General features: G+C 73.7%; 17 protein-coding genes. 4 read left to right on the plus strand and 13 right to left on the minus strand.

The genetic code is table 11. The annotated features are described in order from the left end of the window. Positions 1-590 precede the first annotated feature (590 nt). Positions 591-3,224, plus strand: coding sequence for an alpha-glucan family phosphorylase (gene glgP / locus ACIQPQ_RS08135; RefSeq protein WP_401301148.1), 2,634 nt, complete (start codon positions 591-593; stop codon positions 3,222-3,224). A 68-nt stretch (positions 3,225-3,292) separates the two neighbouring features. On the opposite strand, the gene ACIQPQ_RS08140 is transcribed toward glgP, so the two are convergent. From ACIQPQ_RS08140 to ACIQPQ_RS08190, 11 genes are all read right to left on the minus strand, one after another. Next, complete coding sequence (locus ACIQPQ_RS08140) at positions 3,293-3,808, minus strand: DUF1990 domain-containing protein (protein WP_401301151.1); 516 nt, start codon at positions 3,806-3,808, stop codon at positions 3,293-3,295. 92 nt (positions 3,809-3,900) lie between these two features. After that, entirely contained in the window at positions 3,901-5,568 is a 1,668-nt protein-coding gene (locus ACIQPQ_RS08145) for a M4 family metallopeptidase (protein ID WP_401301154.1), read from the minus strand. A 310-nt stretch (positions 5,569-5,878) separates the two neighbouring features. Beyond that, positions 5,879-7,933, minus strand: a complete 2,055-nt coding sequence (locus ACIQPQ_RS08150) for a M4 family metallopeptidase (RefSeq protein WP_401301157.1) — start codon at positions 7,931-7,933, stop codon at positions 5,879-5,881. Between the two features lie 437 nt (positions 7,934-8,370). Further along, positions 8,371-10,203, minus strand: coding sequence for an ABC transporter ATP-binding protein (locus tag ACIQPQ_RS08155; protein WP_401301160.1), 1,833 nt, complete (start codon positions 10,201-10,203; stop codon positions 8,371-8,373). Further along, positions 10,200-11,951 carry an ABC transporter transmembrane domain-containing protein gene (locus ACIQPQ_RS08160; RefSeq protein WP_401301574.1) on the minus strand — a complete coding sequence of 584 codons (1,752 nt, stop codon included), beginning with the start codon at positions 11,949-11,951 and terminating at the stop codon, positions 10,200-10,202. Before ACIQPQ_RS08160 ends, ACIQPQ_RS08155 begins: the two co-directional genes overlap by 4 nt. 47 nt (positions 11,952-11,998) lie before the next feature. Continuing rightward, a complete protein-coding gene (locus ACIQPQ_RS08165) occupies positions 11,999-13,900 on the minus strand; it encodes an ABC transporter ATP-binding protein (RefSeq protein ID WP_401301163.1) in 1,902 nt (633 codons plus the stop codon). Continuing rightward, on the minus strand, positions 13,897-15,753 hold the full coding sequence (locus ACIQPQ_RS08170) for an ABC transporter ATP-binding protein (protein ID WP_401301166.1): 1,857 nt from the start codon (positions 15,751-15,753) through the stop codon (positions 13,897-13,899). Before ACIQPQ_RS08170 ends, ACIQPQ_RS08165 begins: the two co-directional genes overlap by 4 nt. A gap of 146 nt (positions 15,754-15,899) precedes the next feature. Beyond that, positions 15,900-16,535 (minus strand): ATP-binding protein, encoded by a 636-nt coding sequence (locus ACIQPQ_RS08175; RefSeq protein ID WP_401301577.1) that lies wholly within the window; start codon positions 16,533-16,535, stop codon positions 15,900-15,902. A gap of 206 nt (positions 16,536-16,741) precedes the next feature. After that, entirely contained in the window at positions 16,742-17,509 is a 768-nt protein-coding gene (locus ACIQPQ_RS08180) for an enoyl-CoA hydratase/isomerase family protein (protein WP_401301169.1), read from the minus strand. A 103-nt stretch (positions 17,510-17,612) separates the two neighbouring features. After that, positions 17,613-18,860 (minus strand): Ig-like domain-containing protein, encoded by a 1,248-nt coding sequence (locus ACIQPQ_RS08185; RefSeq protein ID WP_401301171.1) that lies wholly within the window; start codon positions 18,858-18,860, stop codon positions 17,613-17,615. 182 nt (positions 18,861-19,042) lie between these two features. Further along, the gene (locus ACIQPQ_RS08190) at positions 19,043-20,287 is read right to left on the minus strand and encodes an Ig-like domain-containing protein (protein WP_401301174.1); all 1,245 of its coding nucleotides are present in this window, start codon (positions 20,285-20,287) and stop codon (positions 19,043-19,045) included. A gap of 153 nt (positions 20,288-20,440) precedes the next feature. Here ACIQPQ_RS08190 and glgX point away from each other — a divergent pair, with 153 nt between their 5' ends. Beyond that, positions 20,441-22,672, plus strand: coding sequence for a glycogen debranching protein GlgX (gene glgX / locus ACIQPQ_RS08195; RefSeq protein WP_401301177.1), 2,232 nt, complete (start codon positions 20,441-20,443; stop codon positions 22,670-22,672). 138 nt (positions 22,673-22,810) lie between these two features. Here the strand turns inward: glgX and ACIQPQ_RS08200 are convergent, their stop codons facing one another. Continuing rightward, positions 22,811-23,446 (minus strand): GNAT family N-acetyltransferase, encoded by a 636-nt coding sequence (locus ACIQPQ_RS08200; protein ID WP_401301180.1) that lies wholly within the window; start codon positions 23,444-23,446, stop codon positions 22,811-22,813. 190 nt (positions 23,447-23,636) lie between these two features. Between ACIQPQ_RS08200 and ACIQPQ_RS08205 the strand changes: the two genes are divergently transcribed. Beyond that, on the plus strand, positions 23,637-23,849 hold the full coding sequence (locus ACIQPQ_RS08205; protein ID WP_383778216.1) for an EF-hand domain-containing protein: 213 nt from the start codon (positions 23,637-23,639) through the stop codon (positions 23,847-23,849). Positions 23,850-23,937: 88 nt separating this feature from the next. On the opposite strand, the gene ACIQPQ_RS08210 is transcribed toward ACIQPQ_RS08205, so the two are convergent. Beyond that, positions 23,938-24,732 carry an ABC transporter ATP-binding protein gene (locus ACIQPQ_RS08210; RefSeq protein ID WP_401301184.1) on the minus strand — a complete coding sequence of 265 codons (795 nt, stop codon included), beginning with the start codon at positions 24,730-24,732 and terminating at the stop codon, positions 23,938-23,940. A 77-nt stretch (positions 24,733-24,809) separates the two neighbouring features. Here ACIQPQ_RS08210 and ACIQPQ_RS08215 point away from each other — a divergent pair, with 77 nt between their 5' ends. Beyond that, positions 24,810-25,529, plus strand: coding sequence for a FadR/GntR family transcriptional regulator (locus tag ACIQPQ_RS08215; RefSeq protein WP_401301187.1), 720 nt, complete (start codon positions 24,810-24,812; stop codon positions 25,527-25,529). Positions 25,530-25,647: the final 118 nt, after the last annotated feature.

A 25,647-nucleotide genomic window follows, 5' to 3' on the forward strand; every position in this document is an offset into this window, starting at 1 on the left:
GCCGGACACGCACGGCCACGGGCGCCAGGTTCGGGACAGGGTCCGTGACCGCCCGATCGGCACCCCGGAACCCGCAGGAGCCTGTCCGGCGAACCGGGTCCGAGGCCGGACAATCGCCCGTACGAGGCCCCGTCGACCAGTGCTTTCTCCGCCTGGGCGGGGGTGGCGCGGGGATGCGCTCCCAGGTGCGGGGCCGCCGCGCCCGTCGCGTGCGGGGCCGCCGCCGACATCCTGGAAATTGTCGACTTCCCGGTGTCGGAGGGGTGCGCCGCCGAGGTGACGGGGACGCCGGGCCTGCCGGTGACCCGGTCGATGCCCGCGACGACCCGGCCGGTGGAGCCCCGGCCCCACCCGCCCCACCCGCACTCCCGCACCCGCCCCGCCCCACCGGACCCACCCGCACTCCCGCACCCGTCCCGCCCCACCGCACCCCCGGCTCTCCCCCCGCCCCGCCCGGCCGCCCGCGTGGGGAAGCTCGCCCCACCCAACACTCCGAGCCTCCAGCAAGCCCCCCGCCGCCGCCGGTACCGTCGTCAGAGACGTCGGTGCACAGTGCTGTGCGCCACTCCTTACGTACGCCGAGGTGGAATGTGAAGGCGATCCGTCGATTCACTGTCCGACCCCTTCTCCCCGAACCCCTCCGGCCGCTCAGCGACCTGGCGCGCAATCTGCGCTGGTCGTGGCACACGGAAACCCGTGACCTGTTCCGGTCCGTCGACCCCGGCCGCTGGACCGTCGCGGGCGGCGACCCGGTACGGCTGCTGGGCGGCGCGTCCGCCGACCGGCTGGACGAGCTGGCCGCGGACGAGGGCTTCCTGCGCCGGCTGGCCGCCGCCTCCGACGACCTGCACGCCTACGTGACCGGCGACCGCTGGTACCAGCGGCAGTCCGCCGGGCTGCCCGCCGCCGTCGCCTACTTCTCCCCGGAGTTCGGCATCACGGCCGCCCTGCCCCAGTACTCCGGCGGTCTCGGCATCCTCGCCGGTGACCACCTCAAGGCCGCCAGCGACCTGGGCGTCCCCCTGATCGGGGTCGGCCTGCTCTACCGGCACGGCTACTTCCGCCAGACCCTCTCCCGCGACGGCTGGCAGCAGGAGCACTACCCCGTCCTCGACCCCAACGAGCTGCCGGTCACCCAGCTCAACGAGGAGGACGGCACCCCCGCCCACGTCTCCCTCGCCCTCCCCGGCGGCCGCCGCCTGCACGCCCGGATCTGGCTCGCCCAGGTCGGCCGGGTCCCGCTGCTGCTGCTCGACTCCGACGTCGAGGAGAACGACCTCGGCGAGCGCGGCGTCACCGACCGCCTCTACGGCGGCGGCAGCGAGCACCGCCTCCTCCAGGAGATGCTGCTCGGCATAGGAGGTGTCCGGGCGGTCCGCACCTACTGCCGCCTCACCGGGCACGCCCCGCCCGAGGTGTTCCACACCAACGAGGGGCACGCCGGGTTCCTCGGCCTGGAGCGGATCGCCGAGCTGGGCGACGCGGGACTCGGCTTCGACGCCGCGCTGGAGGCGGTCCGCGCGGGCACCGTCTTCACCACCCACACCCCCGTCCCCGCGGGCATCGACCGCTTCGACCGCGACCTCGTCGCCCGCCACTTCGGGCCCGACGCCGAACTGCCCCGCATGGACGTCGGCCGCGTCCTCGACCTCGGCCGCGAGACCTACCCCGGCGGCGAGCCCAGCCTCTTCAACATGGCCGTGATGGGCCTGCGCCTGGCCCAGCGCGCCAACGGCGTGTCCCTGCTGCACGGCCAGGTCAGCCGGGAGATGTTCGCCGGGCTCTGGCCGGGCTTCGACGCCGAGGAGGTGCCGATCACCTCCGTCACCAACGGCGTGCACGCCCCGACCTGGGTCGCGCCCGAGGTGCTGGCCCTCGGCGCCCGCGCCGCCGGCACCGAACGCGCCGACGACGCGCTGAGCGTCGGCGGCTCCGAGCGCTGGGACTCGGTCTCCGGCATCTCCGACCAGGAGGTGTGGGACCTGCGGCGCGTCCTGCGCGAGCAGCTCGTGCAGGAGGTCCGCGACCGGCTGCGCGCCTCCTGGCGGCAGCGCGGCGCGGGCACGGCCGAGCTGGGCTGGATCGACGGCGTCCTCGACCCCGACGTCCTCACCATCGGCTTCGCCCGCCGCGTCCCGTCGTACAAGCGGCTGACGCTGATGCTCCAGGACCCGGAGCGGCTGACCCGGCTGCTGCTGGACCCGGAGCGGCCCGTGCAGATCGTCGTCGCCGGGAAGGCGCACCCGGCGGACGACGGCGGCAAACGCCTCGTGCAGGAGCTGGTCCGGTTCGCCGACGACCCGCGGGTGCGCCACCGCATCGTGTTCCTGCCCGACTACGGCATGGCCATGGCGCAGAAGCTGTACCCCGGCTGCGACATCTGGCTGAACAACCCGCTGCGCCCGCTGGAGGCGTGCGGCACCTCCGGGATGAAGGCCGCCCTCAACGGCTGCCTCAACCTGTCGGTGCTGGACGGCTGGTGGGACGAGTGGTTCCAGCCCGACTTCGGCTGGGCGATCCCCACCGCCGACGGCGCCGGGACCGACCCCGACCGCCGGGACGCCATCGAGGCGGCGGCCCTCTACGACCTGCTCGAACAGCGCGTCACCCCGCGCTTCTACGAGCGCGGCCCGAGCGCCCTGCCCGACCGCTGGATCGAGATGGTCCGCCAGACCCTCACCCTGCTCGGCCCGAAGGTGCTGGCTGGCCGCATGGTCCGCGAGTACGTGGAACGCCTCTACGCCCCCGCCGCCGAGGCCCACCGCGCCCTCGGTCCGGACGCGGCCCGCGACCTCGCGGCCTGGAAGGCGAAGGTGCGGACCGCCTGGCACGGCGTCGGCGTCGACCACGTGGAGACCGCGGCGACCGCGCTCACCCCGGCCGCCCCGACCGCCGAACTCGGCACCACGCTGGCCCTGCGGGTCCGGCTGCGCCTGGGCGACCTGGGCCCCGACGACGTCGAGGTGCAGGCGGTGTCGGGCCGGGTCGACGAGGAGGACCGCATCACGGACGCCTCCGCGGTCCCGCTGAAACCGGCGGGCGGCCCCGACCTGGAGGGCCGCTGGGTGTACGAGGGCCCGCTCTCCCTGGACCGCACCGGCCCCTACGGCTACACGGTCCGGGTCCTGCCCGCGCACCCGCTGCTCGCGTCGGCAGCCGAACTCGGCCTGGTCGCGGGCCCGTCGGAGGAACTCCTGGAGGGCGCGGGCGTCCTGATGCGCTGACCCCGCCCCCCTCGGCCGAGGGGAGCCGGGGAACGTGACGACGGCGGCTGCCGGGAAGGGCGTACGGGCTACTGCTCGTCGCCCCCCGACAGCCGCCGGAGTATCACCCCGCAGCGGCGGGCGTACGCCTGCTGGAGCGCGCGGGTCGCCGGGCCGCCCGCGCGGGTGTACCACTTGGCGGCCCGGCTGAACGCCGACACCGTCAGCCACACCGTGCCGTCCCCGGTGCGGTCGACCACGAAGGACTCCTCGCCGGACTCCGGATGCCCGGACAGCGTGCCGTACGCCCAGCCCGCGCGGCGGTACTCCTCGACCGTCCACACCACCCGGCAGGGCGCCTTCACCATCCCGGCGAGGGTGAGGGTGACGTCCACGCCGGGCGCGGCCCGGTCGGCGTCCGTCTCGACGCCCACACCGAGCGCGCGGTGCAGCTCCCAGGTGAGGACCGCCTCGGCGGCCCGGCGGAACAGCGCCTCGCCCTCACCGAGCCGGGTGCGCACCTGCATCCGGTGGAAGCCCGGCGGGCAGAATCCGGGCTCGCGGGTCGCGCCCACGTCCTCGTAGGTGAAGTCCCTGGCAGACATGGGACCCAAGACTAGGACGGCACCCGGAAGGAGTCCCTCCCGGGTGCCGTCCCGCGGTCAACTATCGGCCGCTGCCGTCAACTGCTCCGCGTTCAGGCGACGTTGACCGCGGTCCAGGCCGCGGCGACCGCCTTGTACTCGGTGCTGGTGGAGCCGTACAGCGCCGACGCCGCGCTCAGCGTCGCCGTACGGGCGCCCTTGTAGTTGGTGGTCGAGGTCATGTACGAGGTCAGCGCCTTGTACCAGATCTGGACCGCCTTGGCCCGGCCGATGCCGGTGAGCGTGGAGCCGTTGTAGGTCGGGGAGTTGTAGCTGACCCCGTTGACCGTGCGGGCGCCGCTGCCCTCGGCGAGCAGGAAGAAGAAGTGGTTGGCCGGACCGGACGAGTAGTGCACGTCCAGGTTCTTCAGCGACGACGACCAGTAGTCGGCCGAGGCGCCGTCCTTGCTCGGCTTGTCCTGGTAGCGCAGCGGGGTGCCGTTGCCGTTGATGTTGATCTTCTCGCCGATGAGGTAGTCACCGGGGTCGGCGGAGTTGTTGGCGTAGAACTCCACCGCCGTGCCGAAGATGTCGGAGGTGGCCTCGTTCAGACCGCCGGACTCGCCGCTGTAGTTGAGGCCGGCCGTGTTGGAGGTCACGCCGTGCGTCATCTCGTGCCCGGCGACGTCCAGCGAGGTCAGCGGCTTGGTGTTGCCCGAGCCGTCGCCGTACGTCATGCAGAAGCAGGAGTCGTCCCAGAACGCGTTCACGTACGCGTTGCCGTAGTGGACGCGGGAGTAGGCGGCCACGCCGTTGTTCTTGATGCCGTTGCGGCCGAAGGTGTTCTTGTAGAAGTCCCAGGTGGTCTGGGCGCCGTAGGCCGCGTCGACCGCCGCCGTCTGGTCGGTGGAGGAGCTGGAGGCGGCGCCCGTGCCCCAGACGTCGTCGGCGTCCGTGAACAGCGTGCCCTGCGCGCTGCTGGTGCTGCGCGCCTTGTTGTACGTCTTGTGGCCGCCGCGGCCGGTGTCGTTGAGCTGGTAGGAGCCGCCCGACAGGGTGGTGCCGAGGGTGACCGTGCCCGAGTAGAGGCTCTTGCCGCTGCCGGTCTCGATGCCCTGGTACTCGTACAGCTTCTGGCCGGTCGCCGCGTCCGTGATGACGTGCAGCTCGTTGGGGGTGCCGTCGTCCTGGAGGCCGCCGACGACCGTCTCCCAGGCCAGCACCGGCTTGCTGCCGTTGCCCGCCCAGATCACCTTGCGGGGCGCCTGCGCCGCCTCGGTGTCCTCCGAGCCCGCCGCCTTCGCGAGCTTCAGCGCCTGGCTCTCGGCCTTGGCCGGGGCGAGGGCCGCGCTGGTGGAGGCGACCTTGATGGTGGCGTCGGTCGCCTTGGTGACGCCCTGGCGGGCGCCCGCGGCCGACTCGTGGACGACGAGGTCGCCGCCGAGGACCGGCAGCCCGGCCCAGGTGCGCTCGTAGCGGGTGTGCAGGCTGCCGTCGGCGTCCTTGACGACGTCCCGGACGACCAGCTTCTCCTGCGCGCCCAGGCCGATCCCGCGGGCGGTGGCGGCGGCGTCGGCCTGCTGGTCCTGGAGGAGCGCGGTGCGGGCCGCCGGGGCGAGCGCGGTCGGCACGGCCAGGGGCTTCGCGGCGGGGGCCGCGTCGGCGGGCGTCTGGGCGGCGGCCGAACCGGCGGTCAGGCCGGTGGTGAGGAGCGCCCCGGCCGCGAGCGCGGTGGCGATGGCCAGGGTGGTGCGGCGGTGACGCGCGTAGAGGGGAGTCACACAAGCTCCTTGGTGTGGGGGAGCCCGGACGCCGTGGGGAGGTCGTCCGGTGCGGTGGTGAAGTTGTGCGGCGGGTGAGACGAACTGTGGCACCGCAGTCGCGTACATGTCAGGACCCCCAAAAGATGTTGACCGAAAATCACCGGCGCGGTGAACATTGCGTCCGTGTAAACGGAGTTGACCTCGGCAAAGGGCCAACAGGACGCGGGCAATCCGCTGGCAAAAAGAGGGCGCCGCCCCGAGGGATCGAACCCTCGGAGCGGCGCCCTGCGGTGGGGGGTGGGCCCCGGTGGGGCCTCCTGGCAGCGGCCTACGGGAAGGTCAGCTTCCAGCTGTTGATGTAGCCGGTGTCGATGGCCGCGTTGTCCTGCACCCGCAGCCGCCACACACCGTTGGCGACCTCGGAGGAGGCGTTCACGGTGTACGTGGTGTTGATGTTGTCCGCGCTGCCGCCGGTGCCGTAGCCCTTGAGGGTGTACGCCGTCCCGTCGGGGGCGAGCAGCTGCACCTGGAGGTCACCGATGTAGGTGTGGACGATGTCCACGGCGACCTGGAGGTTGGACGGCGCGTTGCCGGTCCGGCCGGAGACGGTGATCGCGGAGGTGACCGCCGCCCCGTTGTCCGGAATCGACACGTCGGCCGTGTTCTCGAACGAGGTGCCGCCGCCCGGACCGCCGGGCCGCGTGCCGACCGCGATGGCCGCCCACGCGTTCTGCACCGCCGTGTACTCGGCGCTCGTCGTGCCGTACAGCTCACCCGTCGCCGCGAGGGTGCCGGTACGGGCGCCCGCGTAGTTCGTGGTCGAGGTGAACTTCGTGGTCAGCGCGCGGAACCAGATCTTCTCCGCCTTGTCGCGGCCGATGCCGGTGACCGGAAGGCCGTCCGAGGTGGGCGAGTTGTAGGTGACACCGTTGATGGTCTTGGTGCCGCTGCCCTCGCTCAGCAGGTAGAAGAAGTGGTTGGCCGGGCCCGACGAGTAGTGCACGTCGATCGAGCCGATGCCGGAGTACCAGCTGTCCTTGGACGCGCCGTCCTTGCTCGGCTTGTCCATGTAACGCAGCGGCGTCCCGTCGCCGTTGATGTTGATCTCCTCGCCGATGAGGTAGTCACCGACGTCGGAGGAGTTGTTGGCGTAGAACTCGACCGTCGAACCGAAGATGTCGGACGTGGCCTCGTTCAGACCGCCGGACTCGCCGCTGTAGTTGAGGCCGGCCGTGTTGGACGTCAGACCGTGCGTCATCTCGTGCGCGGCCACGTCGATCGACGTCAGCGGGTTGGCGTTGCCCGAGCCGTCGCCGTACGTCATGCAGAAGCAGGAGTCCTGCCAGAACGCGTTGACGTAGTTGTTGCCGTAGTGGACGCGGGAGTACGCGCCGACCCCGTCACCGCGGATGCCCGAACGCCCGTGCACGTTCTTGTAGTAGTCCCAGGTGAGCTGGGCGCCGTAGTGGGCGTCCGCGGCGGCCGACTCCAGGTTGGAGGCGCTGCCGTTGCCCCACACGTCGTCGGGCCCGGAGAACAGGGTGCCGGTGCCGGACGTACCCCGGTTGAGGTTGTACGTCTTGTGGCCGCCGCGCGCGCCGTCCGTCAGGTTGTACGTCGCGCCGGACTGGGTGGTGGTCAGCGGGACCGTGCCGCTGTACACCGTGTTGCCGGTGCCGGTCTCGATCGCCTCCCACTCGAAGAGCTTGGCGCCCGTGGTGGCGTCCGTGATGACGTGCAGCTCCTGCGGGGTGCCGTCGTGCTGGAAGCCGCCGACGACGGTCTCCCAGGCCACGGTCGGGGTGCCGTTCGCGGCCCAGATCACCTTGCGGGCGTCACGGTTGATGTCCGGGCTCTTGGCCTTCTCCGCCTTCGCGGCCGACAGCGCCTGCGCCTCCGCCTTGGCGGTGGACACCTTCGCCGCGGTGGTGGCCGGGGCGATGGCCGCGCGGGTCGCCTTCACGACCGACTGCGTCGCGCCCGCCGGGGTGGACTCCACGACGAGGTCGCCGCCGAGGACCGGAAGCCCGGCGTAGGTCCGCTCGTAGCGGGTGTGGACCGTGCCGTCGCCGTCCTTCAGGACGTCACGGACGACCAGCGCCTCCTCGGCGCCGAGGCCCAGCTCCTTCGCGGTCCTCGCCTTGCCGGAGTCCGCGGCGCGGATCAGCTCGGCCCGCTGCGCGGGCGAGAGCTTGACCGACTCGGAGCCCGGTATCGCCTGGCCGGCGGCGCGCGGTGCCTTCTCCGGCGCGGCGGTCGCGGCACCGGACTGCACGGCGGCGGCGATCAGCGCGGAGACGCCCACGAGGGCGAGGGCCGCGGCTCTGCGCCGAGGGGTGTGGGGGGTGTGGTTCGGGTGTCTGCGAGAGAACGTGCTGCTCAACACTGACTCCTTCTGCGCGGCCGCGGGTCTCGCGGCCTGGGGAGACCGGAGGGCGAGTGGGCCGTCCGGGCACAACTGGGGCCGTACGCAGAACGGGGTGATGCTGTGGGGTTGCTGTGCTGTAGCAGAGGGAAGAGTGGCACCTGGTGGCGCCACTTGTCAGGAGCGCGTCACTAAGTTGGCCGGAAACGGTCCGTTGTGCGGGAGTTCATGTTCGATATACGGAGCCGACGCGTCCTGTCGTCCGGCCGCGGACCCGGGCCCGCGCGCCGGACACCCCGCTCCGCCCCGCGGACCGCCTTTCGGCAGGTCGGCCGACCGCCCCCGGCCCCGCCCGCCCGGCACCCGGTCCCACCCGCCCCGCCCGTACCACCGCGCCTGGCGGCCCGCGCCGCCCCCGTGTTCGGCCGCCGCGCCCGATCGGGGTCCGGCCGTCCTCAGCCGGTGCCTGGCTCACCGTGCCACGTCGCCCACAGCGCCGCGTAGGCCCCGCCCGCCCGCACCAGCTCCTCGTGCGTGCCGAGTTCGGTCAGCAGCCCGTCCTCCATCACGGCGACCCGGTCCGCGTCGTGCGCCGTGTGCAGCCGGTGCGCGATCGCCACCACCGTCCGCCCCCGCAGCACCGCGGCCAGCGCCCGCTCGGCGTGCCGGGCCGTCGCCGGATCCAGCAGCGCCGTCGCCTCGTCCAGGATCAGCGTGTGCGGGTCCGCCAGCACCACCCGCGCCAACGCCAGTTGCTGCGCCTGCGACCCGTCCGTGCGATGCCGGTCCGCACCGAGCCGCGCCGCCAGCCCGCCCGGCAGCTCCCGCACCCACCCGGCCGCCCCGACCGTCTCCAGCGCCGCCCACAGCCGCGCGTCGGACGCGTCGGGCGCCGCGATCAGCAGGTTGTCCCGGACCGTCCCCAGGAACACGTGGTGCTCCTGCGTCACCAGCACCACCTGTTCCCGCAGCACCTCCGGCGACAGCTCCGCCACCGGCACCCCGCCCACCGTGACGGCCCCCGCGGTCGGCGCGTCCACCCCGGCGAGCAGCCTGCTCAGCGTCGTCTTCCCGGCGCCCGACGCCCCGACCACCGCCAGCCGCTCCCCGGGCCGGATCGTCAGGTCCACCCCCCGCAGCACCTCCCCGCCCCGCTCGTACGCGTACCGCGCGCCCACCACGTCGATCCGGTCCCCGTCGGGCACCGCGCCGCCGCCCGCACCGGGCCCGCCCGCACTGGCACCCGTCACCCCCGCCGGCCCGCCCGCTCCCGCCGGCCCCTCCGCCCCAGCGAGCCCTTCCACCCGCGCGAACGAGGCCCCGCTGCTCTGGAGTTGCTCCACCCGCATCAGCACCTGGTCGAGCGGATCGGCCAGTTGCCGCAGATACAGCGCCGCCGCCACCACCGCACCCAGGCTCACCGCGTCCCGCGCGTGCAGCATCCCGCCCAGCAGCAGCACCCCGGCCACGGGCAGCGCGTAGGACACCTCCACCACCGGGAAGAACACGCTCCGCAGGTACAGCGTGTGGAAGCGGGCACCGCGCGCCGTCGTCAGCGCCGCCCGGCTCGCCGCCGTACGCCGCTCCTGGAGCCGGAACGCCTCCACCGTGCGGGCGCCCGACGCCGTCGCCGCCAGCACGTCGGCGACCCCGGACGTGGCCGCGCCCTCCGCGAGATACCCGGCCCGCGCCCGCCGCAGGTACCAGCGCAGCGCCGCGCCGATCGGGGCCAGCCCCGCCGCGCCGACCAGGCCCAGCAGCGGATCGACCGCGAAGACCGCGCCCAGCAGGAACACCGTCTGCACCGAGCACACCAGCAGTTCCGGTCCCGCGTCCCGCAGGGTCGTGCCCACCGCCGCCACGTCCGCCGTGCCGCGCGTCGTCAGATCCCCGGTACCGGCCCGCTCCACCACCGACGCGGGCAGCGCCAGCGCGCGCTCCACGAACCGCTCCCGCACCCGGGCCAGGGTCCGCTCCCCGAACCGGTGGCCCGCGTACCGCGCCCAGCGCGCCAGCAGCAACTGGGCCGGGGCGCACACCAGCAGGCCCAGCGCGAGCCGGTCCACCGCGTCCACCCCGCCGCCGTCCCGCACCGCGTCGACGATCCGCCCGAGCAGCCAGGGCCCGGCCAGACCGGCCACGGCCGCGAGGACGTTGAGCAGCAGCACACCCGTGAACGCGCGTCCGTCGGCCCGCACCAGCCGTCCCGTGGCCCGCCGCACCTGCGCCGCCGTGGCGACCGGCAGCCCGTTCCCCGCACCCGCCGGGTCCGTCGCCTCGGCCGTCATAGCGCGCCCTCCCCGTCGCTCCGGACGCTCTCGTCGCTCTCATGGGGGCCGTCGCTCCCGGCGTTCCGCGCCACCAGTGCCCGGTACCCCGGCTCGCTCTCCAGCAGGTCCCGGTGGCGGCCGCTCGCCGCGACCTTGCCGTCCACCAGGTACAGGACGGTGTCGGCGTGGTCGAGCAGCAGGGGAGAGGTCGTGGTGACGACCGTCGTACGGTCCGCCCGCGCCGCCCGCAGCCGGGCCGCGACCGCCGCCTCCGTGTGCGCGTCGAGCGCCGACGTCGGCTCCACGGCTAGCAGCACCTCCGGATCGGCGAGCAGCGCCCGCGCCAGCCGCACCCGCTGCCGCTGCCCGCCGGACAGGCTGCGCCCGTGCGCCGACACCGCCGAGTCCAGCCCGTCCGGCAGGGCCCGTACGACGTCGTCGGCGACCGCCGCCCGCAGCGCCCGTGCCACCTCCGCCGCCGACGGCTCCCGCCGCCCGCCCACCACCTCCCGCAGCGGGCCCGCGAACAGGTCCGCCTCGTGGTCGGCGACCAGCACCCGCGCCCGGACCTCCGCCAGCGGCACCTCGTCCAGGCGGACCGCGCCCCAGGTGACGTCACCCGGCGCGTACCGGCCCAGCCGGTCCACGACGGCGGCCGACGCGGCGGGCCGCGCCCCGGCCAGCGCCGTCAGCCGGCCCGGCACGATCCGCGCCCCCGACCCGGTGTCGTACAGCACCGACGGCCCGGCGGGCGCCTCGGCCGCACCGGAGTCCGGGTCGGGCTGCAGGCGCAGCAGCCCGGTGATCCGGCGCGCGGACACCACGCCCCGGCTCAACTGGTGGCCCAGATCGACGAGGAACGCCACCGGAGCCACCAGCACGGCGACATAGCCGTACACCGCGACCAGCTCGCCCACCGTCAGCTCGCCCCGCGCCGCGAGCCGGGCCGCCAGCCACGTCACGACCGCGAGGAACACCGTCGGCAGCCCCACGCCCAGCGCCTGGAGCCAGCTGGTCACCGCGCCCACCCGGTAGCCCTGCGCGCGCAGCCGCCGCGAGTCCTGCCGGAAGGACTCCGCGAACAGGCCCTTGCCGCCGAAGCCGTTGAGGACGCGCAGCCCGCCCGACAGGTCGCCGATCCGCGCGGTGAGCACCCCCTGCCGCTCCCGGTACTCGCCCTCCACGCCCTGCAACCGCCCCATCAGCGGGCCCACCAGCACCGCGATCACCGGCATCCCCAGCAGCACCACCACCGCGAGCAGCGGCGACACCGACAGCAGCACGGCGGCGACCACGACGTACACCACCACCGCGCCGACGCCCGGCCCGACCGCCGTCAGCGACAGCGCCACGGTCTGCACGTCGCCCACGCCGATCGTGACGACCTCTCCCGCCCCGACCCGGCGCGGCAGCGCCGCCCCCAGCCGGACCGCGTGGGCCACGACGACCTTGACGGTGCGGAAGTTGGCGTCCATGCGCAGCCGGGTCATCGTCCGGTGCCGCATGATGCTCACCCAGGCGTTGACCGCGCCCACCAGGAACAGCGCCACGGTCCACCCGGCCAGCGCCGCCGTGTCCCGGCGGGCCAGCCCGTCGTCGACGGCCTTCGCCAGCAGGTACGGCGCGGCCGCCATCAGCACCATCCAGACGCTGGACAGCGCCGCCCCGGCCACCGCCCGCCCCGGCTGCCGTCCGATCAGCCACCACAGGTACCACCAGCCGCCCCGGTGGTCGGGCGTCCCCGGATCGTCCAGGGTGTCGATCAGCTCCTCGCCCCGCGCCCGCCGCGGCCCGCTCCCGCCGGGCCGTCCCGTCATACGAGGCTGTCCCGCCACGCCTTGTGCAGGTCCGCGAACCGGCCCGTGCCCGCGATCAGTCCGGCCGGGCTGCCGTCCTCGACGATCCGGCCGTGCTCCATGACGAGGACACGGTCGGCGATCTCCACGGTGGACAGCCGGTGCGCGATCACCACGGCCGTACGGCCCTTGAGGACCGTCGCCATCGCGGCCTGCACGGCCTGTTCGCCGGGGACGTCGAGGGAGCTGGTCGCCTCGTCCAGGATGAGGACCGCAGGGTCCGCCAGCAACGCCCGCGCGAACGCGACGAGTTGACGCTGACCGGCGGAGATGCGGCCGCCGCGCTTGCGGACGTCGGTGTCGTAGCCGTCGGGCAGCGCGGCGATGAACTCGTGGGCGCCGATGGCCTTCGCGGCCCGCTCGATCTCCGCCCGGTCCGCCTCCGGACGGCCGATGGCGATGTTCTCGGCGACGGTGCCGGAGAACAGGAACGCCTCCTGCGTCACCATGACCACCCCGCGCCGCAGTTCGGGCCCGGCCAGGTCGCGCAGGTCGACGCCGTCGAGGAGGACACGGCCCGCCGTCGGGTCGTAGAAGCGGGCCAGCAGCTTGGCCAGGGTGGACTTGCCCGCGCCGGTGGAGCCGACCACGGCGACGGTCTGCCCGGCGGGCAGGGTGAGGTCGAAGCGGGGCAGGACCTCGCCGCCCGTGCGGTAGCCGAAGCCGACGCCGTCGAAGACGACCTCGCGGCCGGGGAGCCCGGCGCGCCGCTCGGGCAGTCCGCGCGGTGTCACCGGCTCCGGCACCGACGGGGTCTGCGCCAGCAGGCCCGCGATCTTGTCCAGCGAGGCAGCCGCCGACTGGTAGGAGTTGAGGAACATCGCCAGCCGGTCGATCGGGTCGTACAGCCGTCGCAGGTAGAGCACCGCCGCCGCCAGGACGCCCAGTTCCAGTGAGTCGCCGGTGACCCGCCACGCGCCCCACAGCACCATCAGCGCGACCGCCGTGTTGGCGACCAGCCGGGAGCCGACCACGTACCGCGCCATCTCCAGCAGCGCGTCGCCGTTGGTGCGTTCGTGGCGCCGGTTGAGGATCTGGAAGTCGGCGTCGTTGACGGCCTCGCGGCGGAACGCGCGCACCGGGCGGATGCCGTTCATGGTCTCCACGAACTTCACGATCACCGACGCGATCGCCGTCGACCGGTCCCGGAACACCCGTCCCGCGCGCCGCTGGTAGAGGCGGCTCAGCAGGTACAGCGGCACGAACGACGCCACCGCGACGGCGCCGATGCCGAGGTCCAGCCAGAGCAGCATCGCCGCGATGTAGACGAACGACAGGATGACGGTGACGAGTTCCTGGAGGCCCTCGTTCAGCAGCTCGCGCAGCGACTCGACGTCGGTGGTGGAGCGGGAGATGAGCCGCCCCGAGGTGTAGCGGTCGTGGAAGTCGACGCTCAGCGCCTGCGCGTGCCGGAAGATCCGTCCGCGCAGGTCCAGCAGCACGTCCTGGTTGACGCGCGCGGCGGCGATCAGGAAGCCGTACTGGAGGCCGCCCGCCGCCAGCGCGCAGCCCAGGTAGCCCGCGGCGACCACGATCAGCGGGCCGGGGTCGTCGGCACGGAACGCGGGCACGGCCCGGTCGATGGCGTACGCCACCAGCAGCGGGCCCGCCTGCACGGCCGCCTGCTGGAGCAGCAGCAGGACGGTGGTGAGGACGACCCGGGCCCGCATCGGGGCGAGCAGGGAGCGCAGCAGGCGGCCGGTGGCGCCGGGCGGGGCGGGCAGGACGTCCCGGTCGAACGGGTCGCCCCGGTCCGCTCCGGTGCCGGTGTCCGCTCCGGTGCTGCCGGTGTCCGGGCCGGTCGTCGGATCGGGCCGTTCGTCGTCCTCGGTGGGGGAGGAGGTCGTGGGGGCGGTCATCGGGGGTCGGCCTCCGGGGTCTCGGGGCGCGGGTCGGACGCCTCGCCGGTCCGCTGTCCGGACATCAGGCGGGCGTACTCGGGGTGGGTGCGCAGCAGTTCGTGGTGGGTGCCGACGGCGGTGACCCGGCCGTCGGAGAGCAGGGCCACCCGGTCGGCGAGCAGCACGGTCGACGGGCGGTGGGCGACGATCAGCGCGGTGGTGTCCGCCAGGACGCGGCGCAGCGCGGCCTCCACGGCGGCCTCGGTGTGCACGTCGAGCGCGGACAGCGGGTCGTCGAGGACCAGGAAGCGGGGGCGGCCCACGACGGCCCGCGCGAGGGCCAGCCGCTGGCGCTGCCCGCCGGACAGGCTGAGCCCCTGCTCGCCGACCGGGGTGCCCGCGCCCTGCGGCAGCGCGTGCACGAAGTCGGCCTGGGCGACGGCGAGCGCCCGGTCCAGGTCCTCGGTGCCGGCGTCGGCACCGGCGCCCATCAGGACGTTCTCCGCGACGCTCGCCGAGAAGAGGGTGGGCTCCTCGAAGGCCACGGCGACCCGCGCGCGCAGCTCCTCGCGGGGCAGCGCGGTGATGTCCTCCCCGTCGAGGGTGATCCGCCCGGCGGTCACCTCGTGCAGCCGGGGCACCAGCGCGGTCAGGGTCGTCTTGCCGCTCCCGGTCGCCCCGACCAGCGCCATCGACTCCCCGGCCCGGATGTGCAGGTCGACGCGGTCGAGCACGGGCCGGGACTCCGGGGCGGCGTCGGGGTAGCGGAAGCTGACGCCGTGGAAGCGGAGACCGTCGGCGGGGGCGGGCGCTGGGCCGGGGGAGGGGGGTGCTGTGGGGGCGTCCTCGGTGCCGCCGCCCGCGTCCTCCCGCTCCGCGTCCATCACCTCGAAGTACCGCTCGGTGGCCGTCGCCGCCTCCTGGCTCATCGCCAGCAGGAAGCCGATGGAGTCCACCGGCCAGCGCAGGGCGAGGGCGGTGGAGAGGAACGCGACCAGGGTCCCGGCGGACAGCTCGCCGTCGGCGACCTGGACCGTGCCCAGCACCAGCGCCGCCCCGACGGCGAGTTCGGGCAGGGTCACGATGACGGCCCAGATGGTGGCCAGCAGCCGCGCCTTGCGCAGTTCGGTGCCGCGCAGTGTGGTGGACAGTTCGCGGAACGCGCGCGCCTGGCTGCGGTGGCGGCCGAAGCCCTTGATGATCCGGATGCCGAGCACGCTCTCCTCGACGACCGTGGTCAGGTCACCGGCCTGGTCCTGGGCGAGCCGGGCCACGCGCGCGTACCGGTTCTCGAAGACGACGCACATGACGACGACCGGCAGCGCGGGCCCGAGGATGACCAGCCCGAGCGTCCAGTCCTGGAGCAGCATGATGACCAGGCCGACGAGGATGGTGACGCCGTTGACCAGCAGGAAGGTCAGCGGGAAGGCGAGGAACATCCGCACCAGCATCAGATCGGTGGTGCCCCGTGACAGCAGCTGGCCCGAGGCCCAGCGGTCGTGGAAGGCGACCGGCAGCCGCTGGAGGTGCCCGTAGAGGTCCGCGCGCATGTCGGCCTCGACGCGGGACAGCGGGCGGGCCACCAGCCAGCGCCGCAGCCCGAACAGCAGGGCCTCCGCGAGCCCGAGGAGGAGGACGTACAGGGCGCCCAGCCAGACCCCGCCGGTGTCCCGGTCGGCGACGGGTCCGTCCACCATCCACTTGAGGACGAGGGGGATCACCAGGCCCGTACAGGAGGCGACGACCGCGACGAGGGCGGCGGTGAACAGGCGGGCCCGCACGGGGCGTACGTACGGCCACAGACGCAGCAGCGTCCGGACGGCGGAACGGTCCTCGGGGGTCGCAGGGGCGGGAGCGGAGTTCGTGGGCATCACAGGGGAGCCTACGGACCGGCACTGACATCGCCCACCGAGTTTCGGCGTGACCGCGCTCGGTCGAAAGTCCTACTACCTGCGGATTCCGGGGTTCTGCGGGAGGTGCCGGTGTCCCGCGGGCCGTTCGACGGGGGCGGGGTTCCTCACGCCCGGTCGGCGACGCGCATCTCGAACCAGGTGGTCTTGCCGCGGGGTAAGAGGTCCACGCCCCAGCGGTCGGCGAGCTTGTCGACGAGGAACAGCCCCCGGCCGCTGACGTCCAGTTCCTGGACCGGCATCAGACAGGGCAGCCCCCGCGAGGGGTCACGGACCTCGATCCGCAGCCAGCCGCGGCGGCGCTTCATCCGCAGTCCGAAGACCCGGGCCCCGGTGTGGCGTACGGCGTTGCCGACGAGTTCGGAGACGAGGAGCACCGCGTCCTCGGTCACCTTCGGCGTGAGCTGCCACTGCCGCAGGACGACGACCTGGGCGAGGCGGCGGGCGGTGGCGGCGGACTCGGGCAGGGACGGCAGCAGGACCTCGGCCTTCGCCGGGTCGCCGTACAGCTCCAGTGCCTTCAGCGCCCGTTCGTCCTCGACCCCGGGAGACCAGCGTGCCGCGGCCGGACGGCGCTGTTCCCGCGGCTGCTGCGTACCCTCCAGCCCCGCCATGCCCCCATGATGGCCGTCCGGATCGGGCGCCGGGGCCGTTCCGCCCGAATGCGCCCCCCGTGACGCTTCCGCCGACCGCTCCCGCGCGCCCGCCTCCGGCGCGGTTCCGATGGCATGTGCCAGGGGCAGGTCAGGGCTCGGTAACCCTTTCTTCACCTGCGACGACGACTCGTTCAGTGGCAATCGACAGGCTCCTCGGCAAGGTGGGCTCAAGGTCGCCTACAGGCTCCCACAGCCCACCCCGCCGAGTGACCCGAATCAGACTCTCCGTCAATAGCAAGCGTTTTCGCGGCGATTCGGGGAGACCCGCGTCACGCGGCCGGAGGCCGCCCTTCTCACTGGAACGTGGCCTTGCCCGGCCCCTCCTCGACGAAGCTGCGCATGCCGGTCTCGCGGTCGGCGGTGGCGAACAGTCCGGCGAACCAGTTCCGTTCGAGGGCGAGCCCGGTGTCGAGGTCGGTCTCCAGCCCGGTGTCGATCGACTCCTTCGCGGCGCGCAGCGCGATCGCCGGTCCCTGGGCCAGCGTCGCCGCCCACGCGTACGCCTGCTCGTACACCTCGGCCGCCGGGACCACCCGGTCGACCAGGCCCAGCGTCAGCGCCTCGTCGGCCCTGACCATGCGGCCGGTGAAGATGAGGTCCTTGGCGCGGGAGGGGCCGATCAGCCGGGCGAGGCGCTGGGTGCCGCCCGCGCCGGGGATGACGCCGAGGAGGATCTCCGGCTGGCCCAGCTTGGCGTTCTCCCCGGCGATCCGGTAGTCGGCGCAGAGCGCCAGTTCGCAGCCGCCGCCGAGCGCGTACCCGGTCACGGCGGCCACCACCGGCTTGGGGATGCGGGCCACGGCCGTGAAGGAGTCCTGGAGGGCGCGGGCGCGCAGGACCATCGCGGTGTGGTCCATGTCCTGCATCTCCTTGATGTCCGCGCCCGCCGCGAACACCTTCTCCCCGCCGTACAGGACGACGGCCCGTACGTCGTCGCGGCGGGCGGCCTCCTCGGCCAGGTCCTTGAGCCGGTCCTGGGTGGCGACGTCCAGCGCGTTCATCGGCGGGCGGTCCAGGCGCAGGACGCCGACGCCCTCGGAGACTTCGAGATTCACCGTCATGCCAGCAGGTTAACGGGCACTAACGCCCGCGGGCCCGGTGCCGTGGGTCACAGCACCGGGCCCGCGGGCCACGCAGGTCCGGGCGCGCCGGACGCTCAGACGGTCACTTGGTCCACTCGGCCCACGGCATGTTCCACCCGTTGTAGCCGTTGTCGGGGGAGACCGTGCGGTCGTTGGAGTTCTTCACGACGACGACGTCACCGATCATCGACTGGTTGAAGAACCAGGCGGCCGGCACGCCCTTGTCGTAGCCGCCGCGCACGTCCCGCAGGCCGATGCAGCCGTGGCTGGCGTTGTAGTTGCCGAAGGCGCCGCCGCCCCAGTAGTTGCCGTGGATGAAGGTGCCGGTGGTGGTCAGGCGCATGGCGTGCGGGACGTCCTTGATGTCGTACTCGCCGCCGTAGCCGACCGTCTCGCCGTTCATGCGGGTGACGGTGAGCTTCTCGCTGATGACCATCTGGCCGTTCCAGGTCTCCATGCCGGGCTTGCCGGTGGTGACCGGGATGGTCTTGACGACCTTGCCCTCGCGCATGACCTTCATCGTGAGCTTCTTGACGTCCACGACGGAGACCTGGTTGCGGCCGATGGTGAAGGAGACCGTCTTGGTCTGCTTGCCGTAGACGCCGTCGCGGCCCTCGACGCCGTCGAGGTCGAGCTTCACGGTGACCTTGGTGCCGGCCTTCCAGTACTGCTCGGGCCGGAAGTCGAGGCGGTCGTTGCCGAACCAGTGGCCCTGCACGTCGACCGGCGGCTCGGTCTTGATTCTGATGGCCTTCTCCACGTCCGCCGGGTGCGTGATGCCCCGGGTGAAGCGGACCGAGAACGGCATGCCCACGCCGACCTTGCTGCCGTCCTCGGGCGTGAAGTTGCCGACGAAGGTGTTCTCCGGGGTCAGCGTGGTGAAGCTCGCGTCCTCGGCCGCCGTGCGCCCCGCCGAGTCCTTGGCGACCGCGTGCACCTGGTACCTGGTGGCCGCCGACAGGTGGGTCGCGGGCGTCCAGCCGCTGCCGTCGGCGGATATCTTCCCGTCGATCGCGCGGCCGTCGGTGTCCTTCACGACGACCTCGGTCAGCTTGCCCTTGGCGGCGCTCACCTTCAGCGCGCCGCTGGTGTCGACGGCCTTCGCGCCGTCCTTCGGCGCGATCGAGACAACCGCCTCCGACTGCCCGCCCCGCTCCGCCGCCGCGGAGGCCGGAGCCTTCTTGTCGTTGTTCTTGCCCGCGCCGGAGTCGTCGCCTCCGCCGCACGCCGTCACGGCCAGCAGCAGCACTCCGGTCACGAGTGCCAACCGCTGGTTCCGGCCGCGTGAGCGCCCGCCAACCGACGCCCCCGATATCGGTCGCACGTCCACGTTCGTTCTCCCCTCCCCCGGGCCGCAGCGGCCCGCACGCAGGCGCTTCCCCCACGCTGCGCGCATATTAACCATATGGTCAGCGCCATCTGAGACACCGGTTCGTCACCGTTCCGTCCCAATACCGACCGGGGGAGGACACGAGGGGATCACCTCGTGCCGACCGCGAAAGGACGCGGGGATCACGTCACCGCGCTGCCCGCGGTCCACTCCTTCCACCCCATGTTCCAGCCACCGAGCCCGTTGTCCGCCGCGACCGTCCTGTCCTTGCTCCGCACGACCTCGACGACGTCGCCCACGAGACTGCGGTCGAAGAACCATCCGGCGGGCGTGTCCGCGCCGCCGCCCTTGACGTCGCGCAGGCCGACGCAGCCGTGGCTGAGGTTGAGCCGCCCGAACGCCTCGGGGTCGGCCCAGTAGTTGCCGTGCAGGAAGGTGCCGGACGAGGTCAGCCGCATGGCGTGCGGCACGTCCGGGATGTCGTACTCGCCCTTGCCGTTCTTCTTCTTGAAGCCGACCGTGGCGCCGTTCATGCGGGTCAGCTCCAGCATCTCGGTCACCACCATCTTCCCGTTGTACGTCGTCGTCTTCGGCGCCCCCGCCGTCACCGGCACGGTCGCCAGCAGTTCGCCCTCGCGGCGCACCTCCATGGTGTGCGCGGCGGCGTCGACCAGCGAGGTCTGGTGGCGCCCGATGCCGAAGGAGTACGTCCTCTGCTGGAGCCCGAACACGCCGGGCGCCCCCTCGACGTCCCGCAGCGCCAGCGACACCGTGACCCGGGTGCCGGGCCGCCAGTACTCCTTCGGCCGGAAGTCGAGGCGGGAGGAGCCGAACCAGTGCGGGCGGATCTCCACCGCCGGTTCGGCGCTCACCCGCACCGCCCGCTCGACGGCGGCCCGGTTCGTGATCTCCCGGTTGAACTCCAGGGAGACGATCATCCCGGTGCCGACGGTCGCCCGGTTCTCCGGGCTGACGTAGCCGATGAACCGCTCGGCGGGGACATGCGTCGTGAAGGTGGTGTGCCGCGCCGAGCGGCGGCCGTCGCCGTCCACCGCGACGGCGTCCACGCTGTAGCGGGCGGCGAGTGCGAGCCGCGCGCCCTCGGGGCGCCAGCTGCGGCCGTCGGCGGAGATCCGGCCCGGCACCTCGGTCTCCTGCGCGTCGCGCGAGGCGACCACCTTCACCGACTCCAGCCGCCCGTCCGGCACCCGCACCAGCAGCGGCTCGTCCGCCCGCACCTCCCGGACACCGTCCCCCGGACTCACCCGGATGGCGTCCTCGACGGCGGCCGGTTTCCCCAGCACCCGGTCCAGCCCGCCCCCGCCTGCCCCGGAGCAGCCGACCGCCCCCGCCAGCAGTCCGGCCCATGTCAGTACGGCGGTCAGTGCGACCCCCGCGCGCCGCGCGCGCCCAGTTACGTGCCTCACGCGCTGCCCAACGACCATGCCCGCCCCGGGGAAACGTGAGTGCGAGCCGCGCTCTGGGCAGAACAGGGGGGAGGACGACGCCGAAGTGCGCCGCGGACGGGACCCCGCGCGCCCCTGGACCGCGTCGTGCCATGAGCCGCGGGAGGCTGAACGGTGTCCAGCGCAGCCGAGCAGGAGGCGGTCGCCGACGCGCGCGCCGCCGCGTCCGACGCCGTGACCGGGGTGCGGCCGAGGACACCGGGCGTACCCGTGTGGCCGGGCGCGTCCACCCCGCTCGGCGCCCGCTTCCGGGTCGGCCCCGACGGGGTGGCCGGCACCAACTTCGCCCTGTGGGCGGGCGGCGCCGAGGCCGTCGACCTGTGCCTCTTCGACGAGCGGGGCCGCGAGACACGGGCCCGGCTGACCGAACTGACCCATGAGATCTGGCACGGCTTCGTGCCCGGCGTGATGCCCGGCCAGCGCTACGGCTACCGGGTGCACGGCCGCTGGGACCCGTGGACCGGCGCCCGCTGGAACCCGGCGAAACTCCTCCTCGACCCCTACGCCCGCGCCGTCGACGGCGACTTCACCCTGCCGCCCGAGGTGTACGGGCACGTCCGCGACTGGCCCCAGCAGCAGGTCGCCGACACCGTCCGCGACGACCGTGACTCCGCCCCGCACGTCCCCAAGGGCGTCGTCGTCCATGACGACGACGACTGGTCCGACGACCGCCGCCCCAAGACGCCCTGGGCCGACACCGTTCTGTACGAGCTGCACGTCCGCGGCTTCACCATGCGCCACCCCGACGTCCCGCCGGAGCTGCGCGGCACCTACGCGGGCCTCGCCCACCCGGCCGCCGTCGCCCACCTGGTGAGGCTCGGCGTCACGGCCGTCGAACTCCTCCCCGTGCACCAGTTCGCCCATGAGGACCACCTGCTGCGCCGCGGCCTGAAGAACTACTGGGGCTACAACTCCATCGGCTACTTCGCCCCGCACGCCGGATACGCCTCCGCCGGGACCGCGGGCGGCCAGGTCGGCGAGTTCAAACGCATGGTGCGCGCCCTGCACGCCGCCGGGATCGAGGTCATCCTCGACGTCGTCTACAACCACACCGCCGAGGCGGGCGAGTACGGCCCCACCCTCTCCCTCAAGGGCGTCGACAACCGCGGCTACTACCGCCTCCAGTCCGACCCGCGCCGCTACGCCGACTACACCGGCTGCGGCAACACCCTGCACGTCGTCCAGCCGCACGTGCTGCGCCTCATCACCGACTCCCTCCGCTACTGGGTCACCGAGATGGGCGTCGACGGCTTCCGCTTCGACCTCGCCGCCGCCCTGGCCCGCTCGATGCACGACGTCGACATGCTCTCCCCGTTCCTCGCGGTCATCGCCCAGGACCCGGTGCTGCGCCGTGTCAAGCTCATCGCGGAACCCTGGGACGTCGGCTCCGGCGGCTACCAGGTCGGCGCCTTCCCACCCCTGTGGACCGAGTGGAACGACCGCTACCGCGACACCGTCCGCGACTTCTGGCGGCACGCGCTGCCCGACGTCCGCGAGATGGGCTACCGCCTCTCCGGCTCCAGCGACCTCTACGCCTGGGGTGGCCGCCGCCCGTACGCCTCCGTCAACTTCGTCACCGCCCACGACGGCTTCACCCTGCGCGACCTCGTCTCCTACGAACGCAAGCACAACGAGGCCAATGGCGAGGGCAACCGGGACGGCACGGACGACAACCGCGCCTGGAACGGCGGCACCGAGGGCGAGACCGACGACCCGCGCGTCCTCGCCCTGCGCCGCCGCCAGCTCCGCAACCTCATGACCACCCTCCTCCTCTCCACCGGCGTGCCCATGCTCGTCGCCGGCGACGAACTCGGCCGCACCCAGGGCGGCAACAACAACGCCTACTGCCAGGACAACGAGATCAGCTGGCTCGACTGGAGCCTCCTCGACGACCCCGGCTGGCGCGCCCTCACCGACCTCACCGCCCGCCTCGTCCACCTCCGCCACCAGCACCCCGTCCTGCGCCGCCGCGCCTTCTTCTCCGGCCGCCCCCACTCCGCCGACGGCCTGCGCGACCTCGCCTGGTTCACCGCGCGCGGCACCGAGATGACCGAACACGACTGGTACGCCCCCGCCGCCACCCTCGGCATGTACCTCTCCGGCCGCGACATCCCCGGCCGCGACGACCACGGCGCCCCCATCACCGACGACAGCTTCCTCGCCGTCCTCCACGCGGGCGACCGCCCCGTCGACTTCGCCCTCCCCGGCCCCCCCTGGGCCGACCACTACGAGGTGATCGTCGACACCTCCCAGGAATCACCCCCCGCCACCCCACCCACCCTCCGAGCAGGCACGACGGTGACGGTCCCGGCGAGATCGGTCCTCCTCCTGAGGGTGACGGACTGACGCACCCGCACGCCCCTCAGCCCGTCCGACGGTCACTCCAGCCCGTCCGGCGTTTGAGGACGAGGCCCGTCCAGGGCCGAAAGGGGGGTCCGGGGGCGCAGCCCCCGGGGACGGGACGGGAAGGGGCGGCGGGGGCGATCACCGCTTCCCCAGCAACGCCTCCGCCCCCACCACCACATACCCCGCCGCCAAGAACGCCCGCACACTGCGCGCGTTACCGGGCGAGACCTGCGCCCACACCGCCTCCCCGGCGGCCAGATGACGAGCCGCCCCCACCAACGCCCGCCCGACCCCCCTCCGCCGCACCCCCGCCTCGACCTCGACCGAGCACTCCAACCGCCCGCCCACTCCCCGCCCCAGCGTGACCACCCCGCCCTCGGCCGCCCACACCCGCACCCCGTCCCGCCGCCCCCGCGCACTCCGCACCCGCGGATGCCCCGGATCGTCGACCTCGACCAGCCGCACCGTCGGCGGCCCCGGCAGCGGCGCCCCCACCAGCAGCGCGTCGATCGTCTCGCAGAGCCGCCCCGTACGGTCCATGAAGGCCGCCAGGAACCGGGGGCTCATCGTCGCGGCGAGCGGATCGCCCCCGACGGACCGCAGCACCTCCCGCACCCACCGCGGGTCCTCGTCCGTGAAGACGACGGAGTGCGCCGTGAAGGACAGCACCCCCGCGTCCCGCGCGTCGGCCTGCGGCACCACGGTCGTACCGCCGTCGTCGGGCGGGTAGACCCCGCGCGCCGCCGCGTCGAGAATGTCCCGCAACGTCTCCACACCCGCCCCCTCACCGCACCCGGCCCCGCCGCCGGTCCCCGCACGGTACCCGCACGTGGGAACGGGTGCCCCTCACCCGCTCGGCCGAGCACGGCACCCGTTAACCTGACCTGCGTCAGCAGGACGGCAACGCGGTACCGCGAGGTACGACGCGCAAGGTATGACGTACAGAGGGAAGAGGGGCGGATCGGTGGCGGACATCGAGGAAGCACGCAAGCAGTTCCAGCGGATCGACAGCGACGGCGACGGCTTCATCACCGCGGCCGAGTTCAAGACCGCCCTGGCCCAGCAGGGCGACTGGAACGCCACGGAGTCGGTCGCCGAGGCCGTCATCAAGGTCCGCGACGTCAACGGCGACAAGGTCCTGTCGTTCGACGAGTTCTGGGGCTACCTGAACAAGTGACGTCCGGGGGCCGCCCGTCGACCGGGCGGCCCCGGCCGCACACCCCTGCGGCCACCCCGAGAGCCCCGCCGCCCCTTCCCGGGGACGCTCAGGCGGCGTGCTCGATCCGTACGTTCCAGCGCCCGCCGCGGTTGCGCTCCAGCGCCAGCGGCAGCCCGAAGCACCGCCCGACCAGCGCCCCGGTGAGGACCTCCCCGACCGGCCCCCGCGCCAGCGCCCGCCCGTCGCGCAGCAGCAGCGCGTGCGTCGTACCGGCGGGCAGCTCCTCCAGATGATGCGTGACCAGGACGGTCGCCAGCTCCGGATGGTCCCGGCGCAGCCCGTCCAGCGCGTCCAGGAGGTGTTCGCGGCCCGGCAGGTCCAGCCCGGTCGCCGGTTCGTCCAGGAGCAGCAGCCGCGGCTCGGGCATCAGCGCGCGGGCGATCAGCGTCCGCCCGCGCTGCCCCTGCGACAGGGTCGGCCAGCGCGCCGCGCGCAGCCCGCCGAGACCGAGGGTCTCCATCAGCCGGTCGGCGCGCGCCTCCTGCTCCGCGGTGGGCCGCCAACGGGGGAGCGGGGCAACCGAGTTGGTCAGCCCCGTCAGGACGACGTCCCGGACCCGCAGCGGCGCCGTCAGCGGATGGCGGGGGTCGACGTGCCCGACGTACGCGCGCAGCTCGCGCAGGTCCACCCGGCCCAGGCGGCGGCCGAGGACCTCGACCGTGCCGCGCGTCGGGTGGACGACCGCGCCGAGCAGCCCGAGCAGTGTCGACTTGCCCGCGCCGTTCGCCCCGAGCAGCGCCCAGTGCTCCCCGGCCCGCACGGTCAGCGACACGTCCCGCAGGATCGGCCGCCCGTCCCGTACGACATCCACCGCGTCCGCCCGCAGCACCTCACTCGTCATGGACGGTACGCTAGCCACTCCTCAGGTCCTCAGACAAGTGAGGGCCGTCCCCGCTCCTCCCGCAGGCTGGTGACCCGATGCCCCCCGCGCCGCTCCACCCCGTCCGCCCCAGCCCGCTCGTGGAGCAGGTCGTCGACCGGCTGCGCGCGCAGATCACCGGCGGCCACTGGCCCGTAGGCACCCGTCTGCCCGGCGAGACCACCCTCGCGCGCGACCTCGGGGTGGGCCGCTCCACCGTCCGCGAGGCGCTGCGCGCGCTCACCGGCGCCGGGCTGCTGCGGCCGCGGCAGGGCGCGGGCGTCTTCGTGATCGCCACCGAGCCCGCCGAGGACTGGCCGACCCGGCTGCGGCGGGCCGCGGTGACCGATGTCTACGAGGTCCGTACGGCCGTGGAGGTGCACGCGGCCCGGCTGGCGGCGCGCCGTCGTACGCCCGAGGACGTCGCGGCGATCACGCGTGCGCTGGACGGCCGCCGGGCCGCCGCGGCCCACGACGACCGGGCCTTCGTCGACGCCGACATCGCCTTCCACGCGGCGGTGGTCGCCGCCGCGCACAACCCCGTCCTGGCCGACCTGTTCACCGAGTTCGTGCCCGTACTTCGCGCGGGCCTGGTCGACCTGCTCGCCCTGACCGGCCGGCGCACCGAGGACCCCAACACGGCCGACGCCGCCCACGCGGCCCTGCTGCGCGCGGTGGCCGACGGGGACGCGGAGGCGGCGGCGGAGATCCCGGCGGAGGAGCTGGCCGACCCGTTCCCGGAGCCCGCGCGGGAGTCAGGCGACTCAGCCCCCGACTGATCCACGCCGCCCGCTCACTCTTCCGGAGGAGGGGCGGAATAGCCCGTCGCCCTCGCCGGTTGTCGCCCCCGAGGCATGCATGCATGCGCATACATCGCGTCCTTCGTGGACGTCACGG

Origin of the sequence: Streptomyces sp. NPDC091281, assembly GCF_044757425.1 — a bacterium.
Lineage (GTDB): Bacteria > Actinomycetota > Actinomycetes > Streptomycetales > Streptomycetaceae > Streptomyces.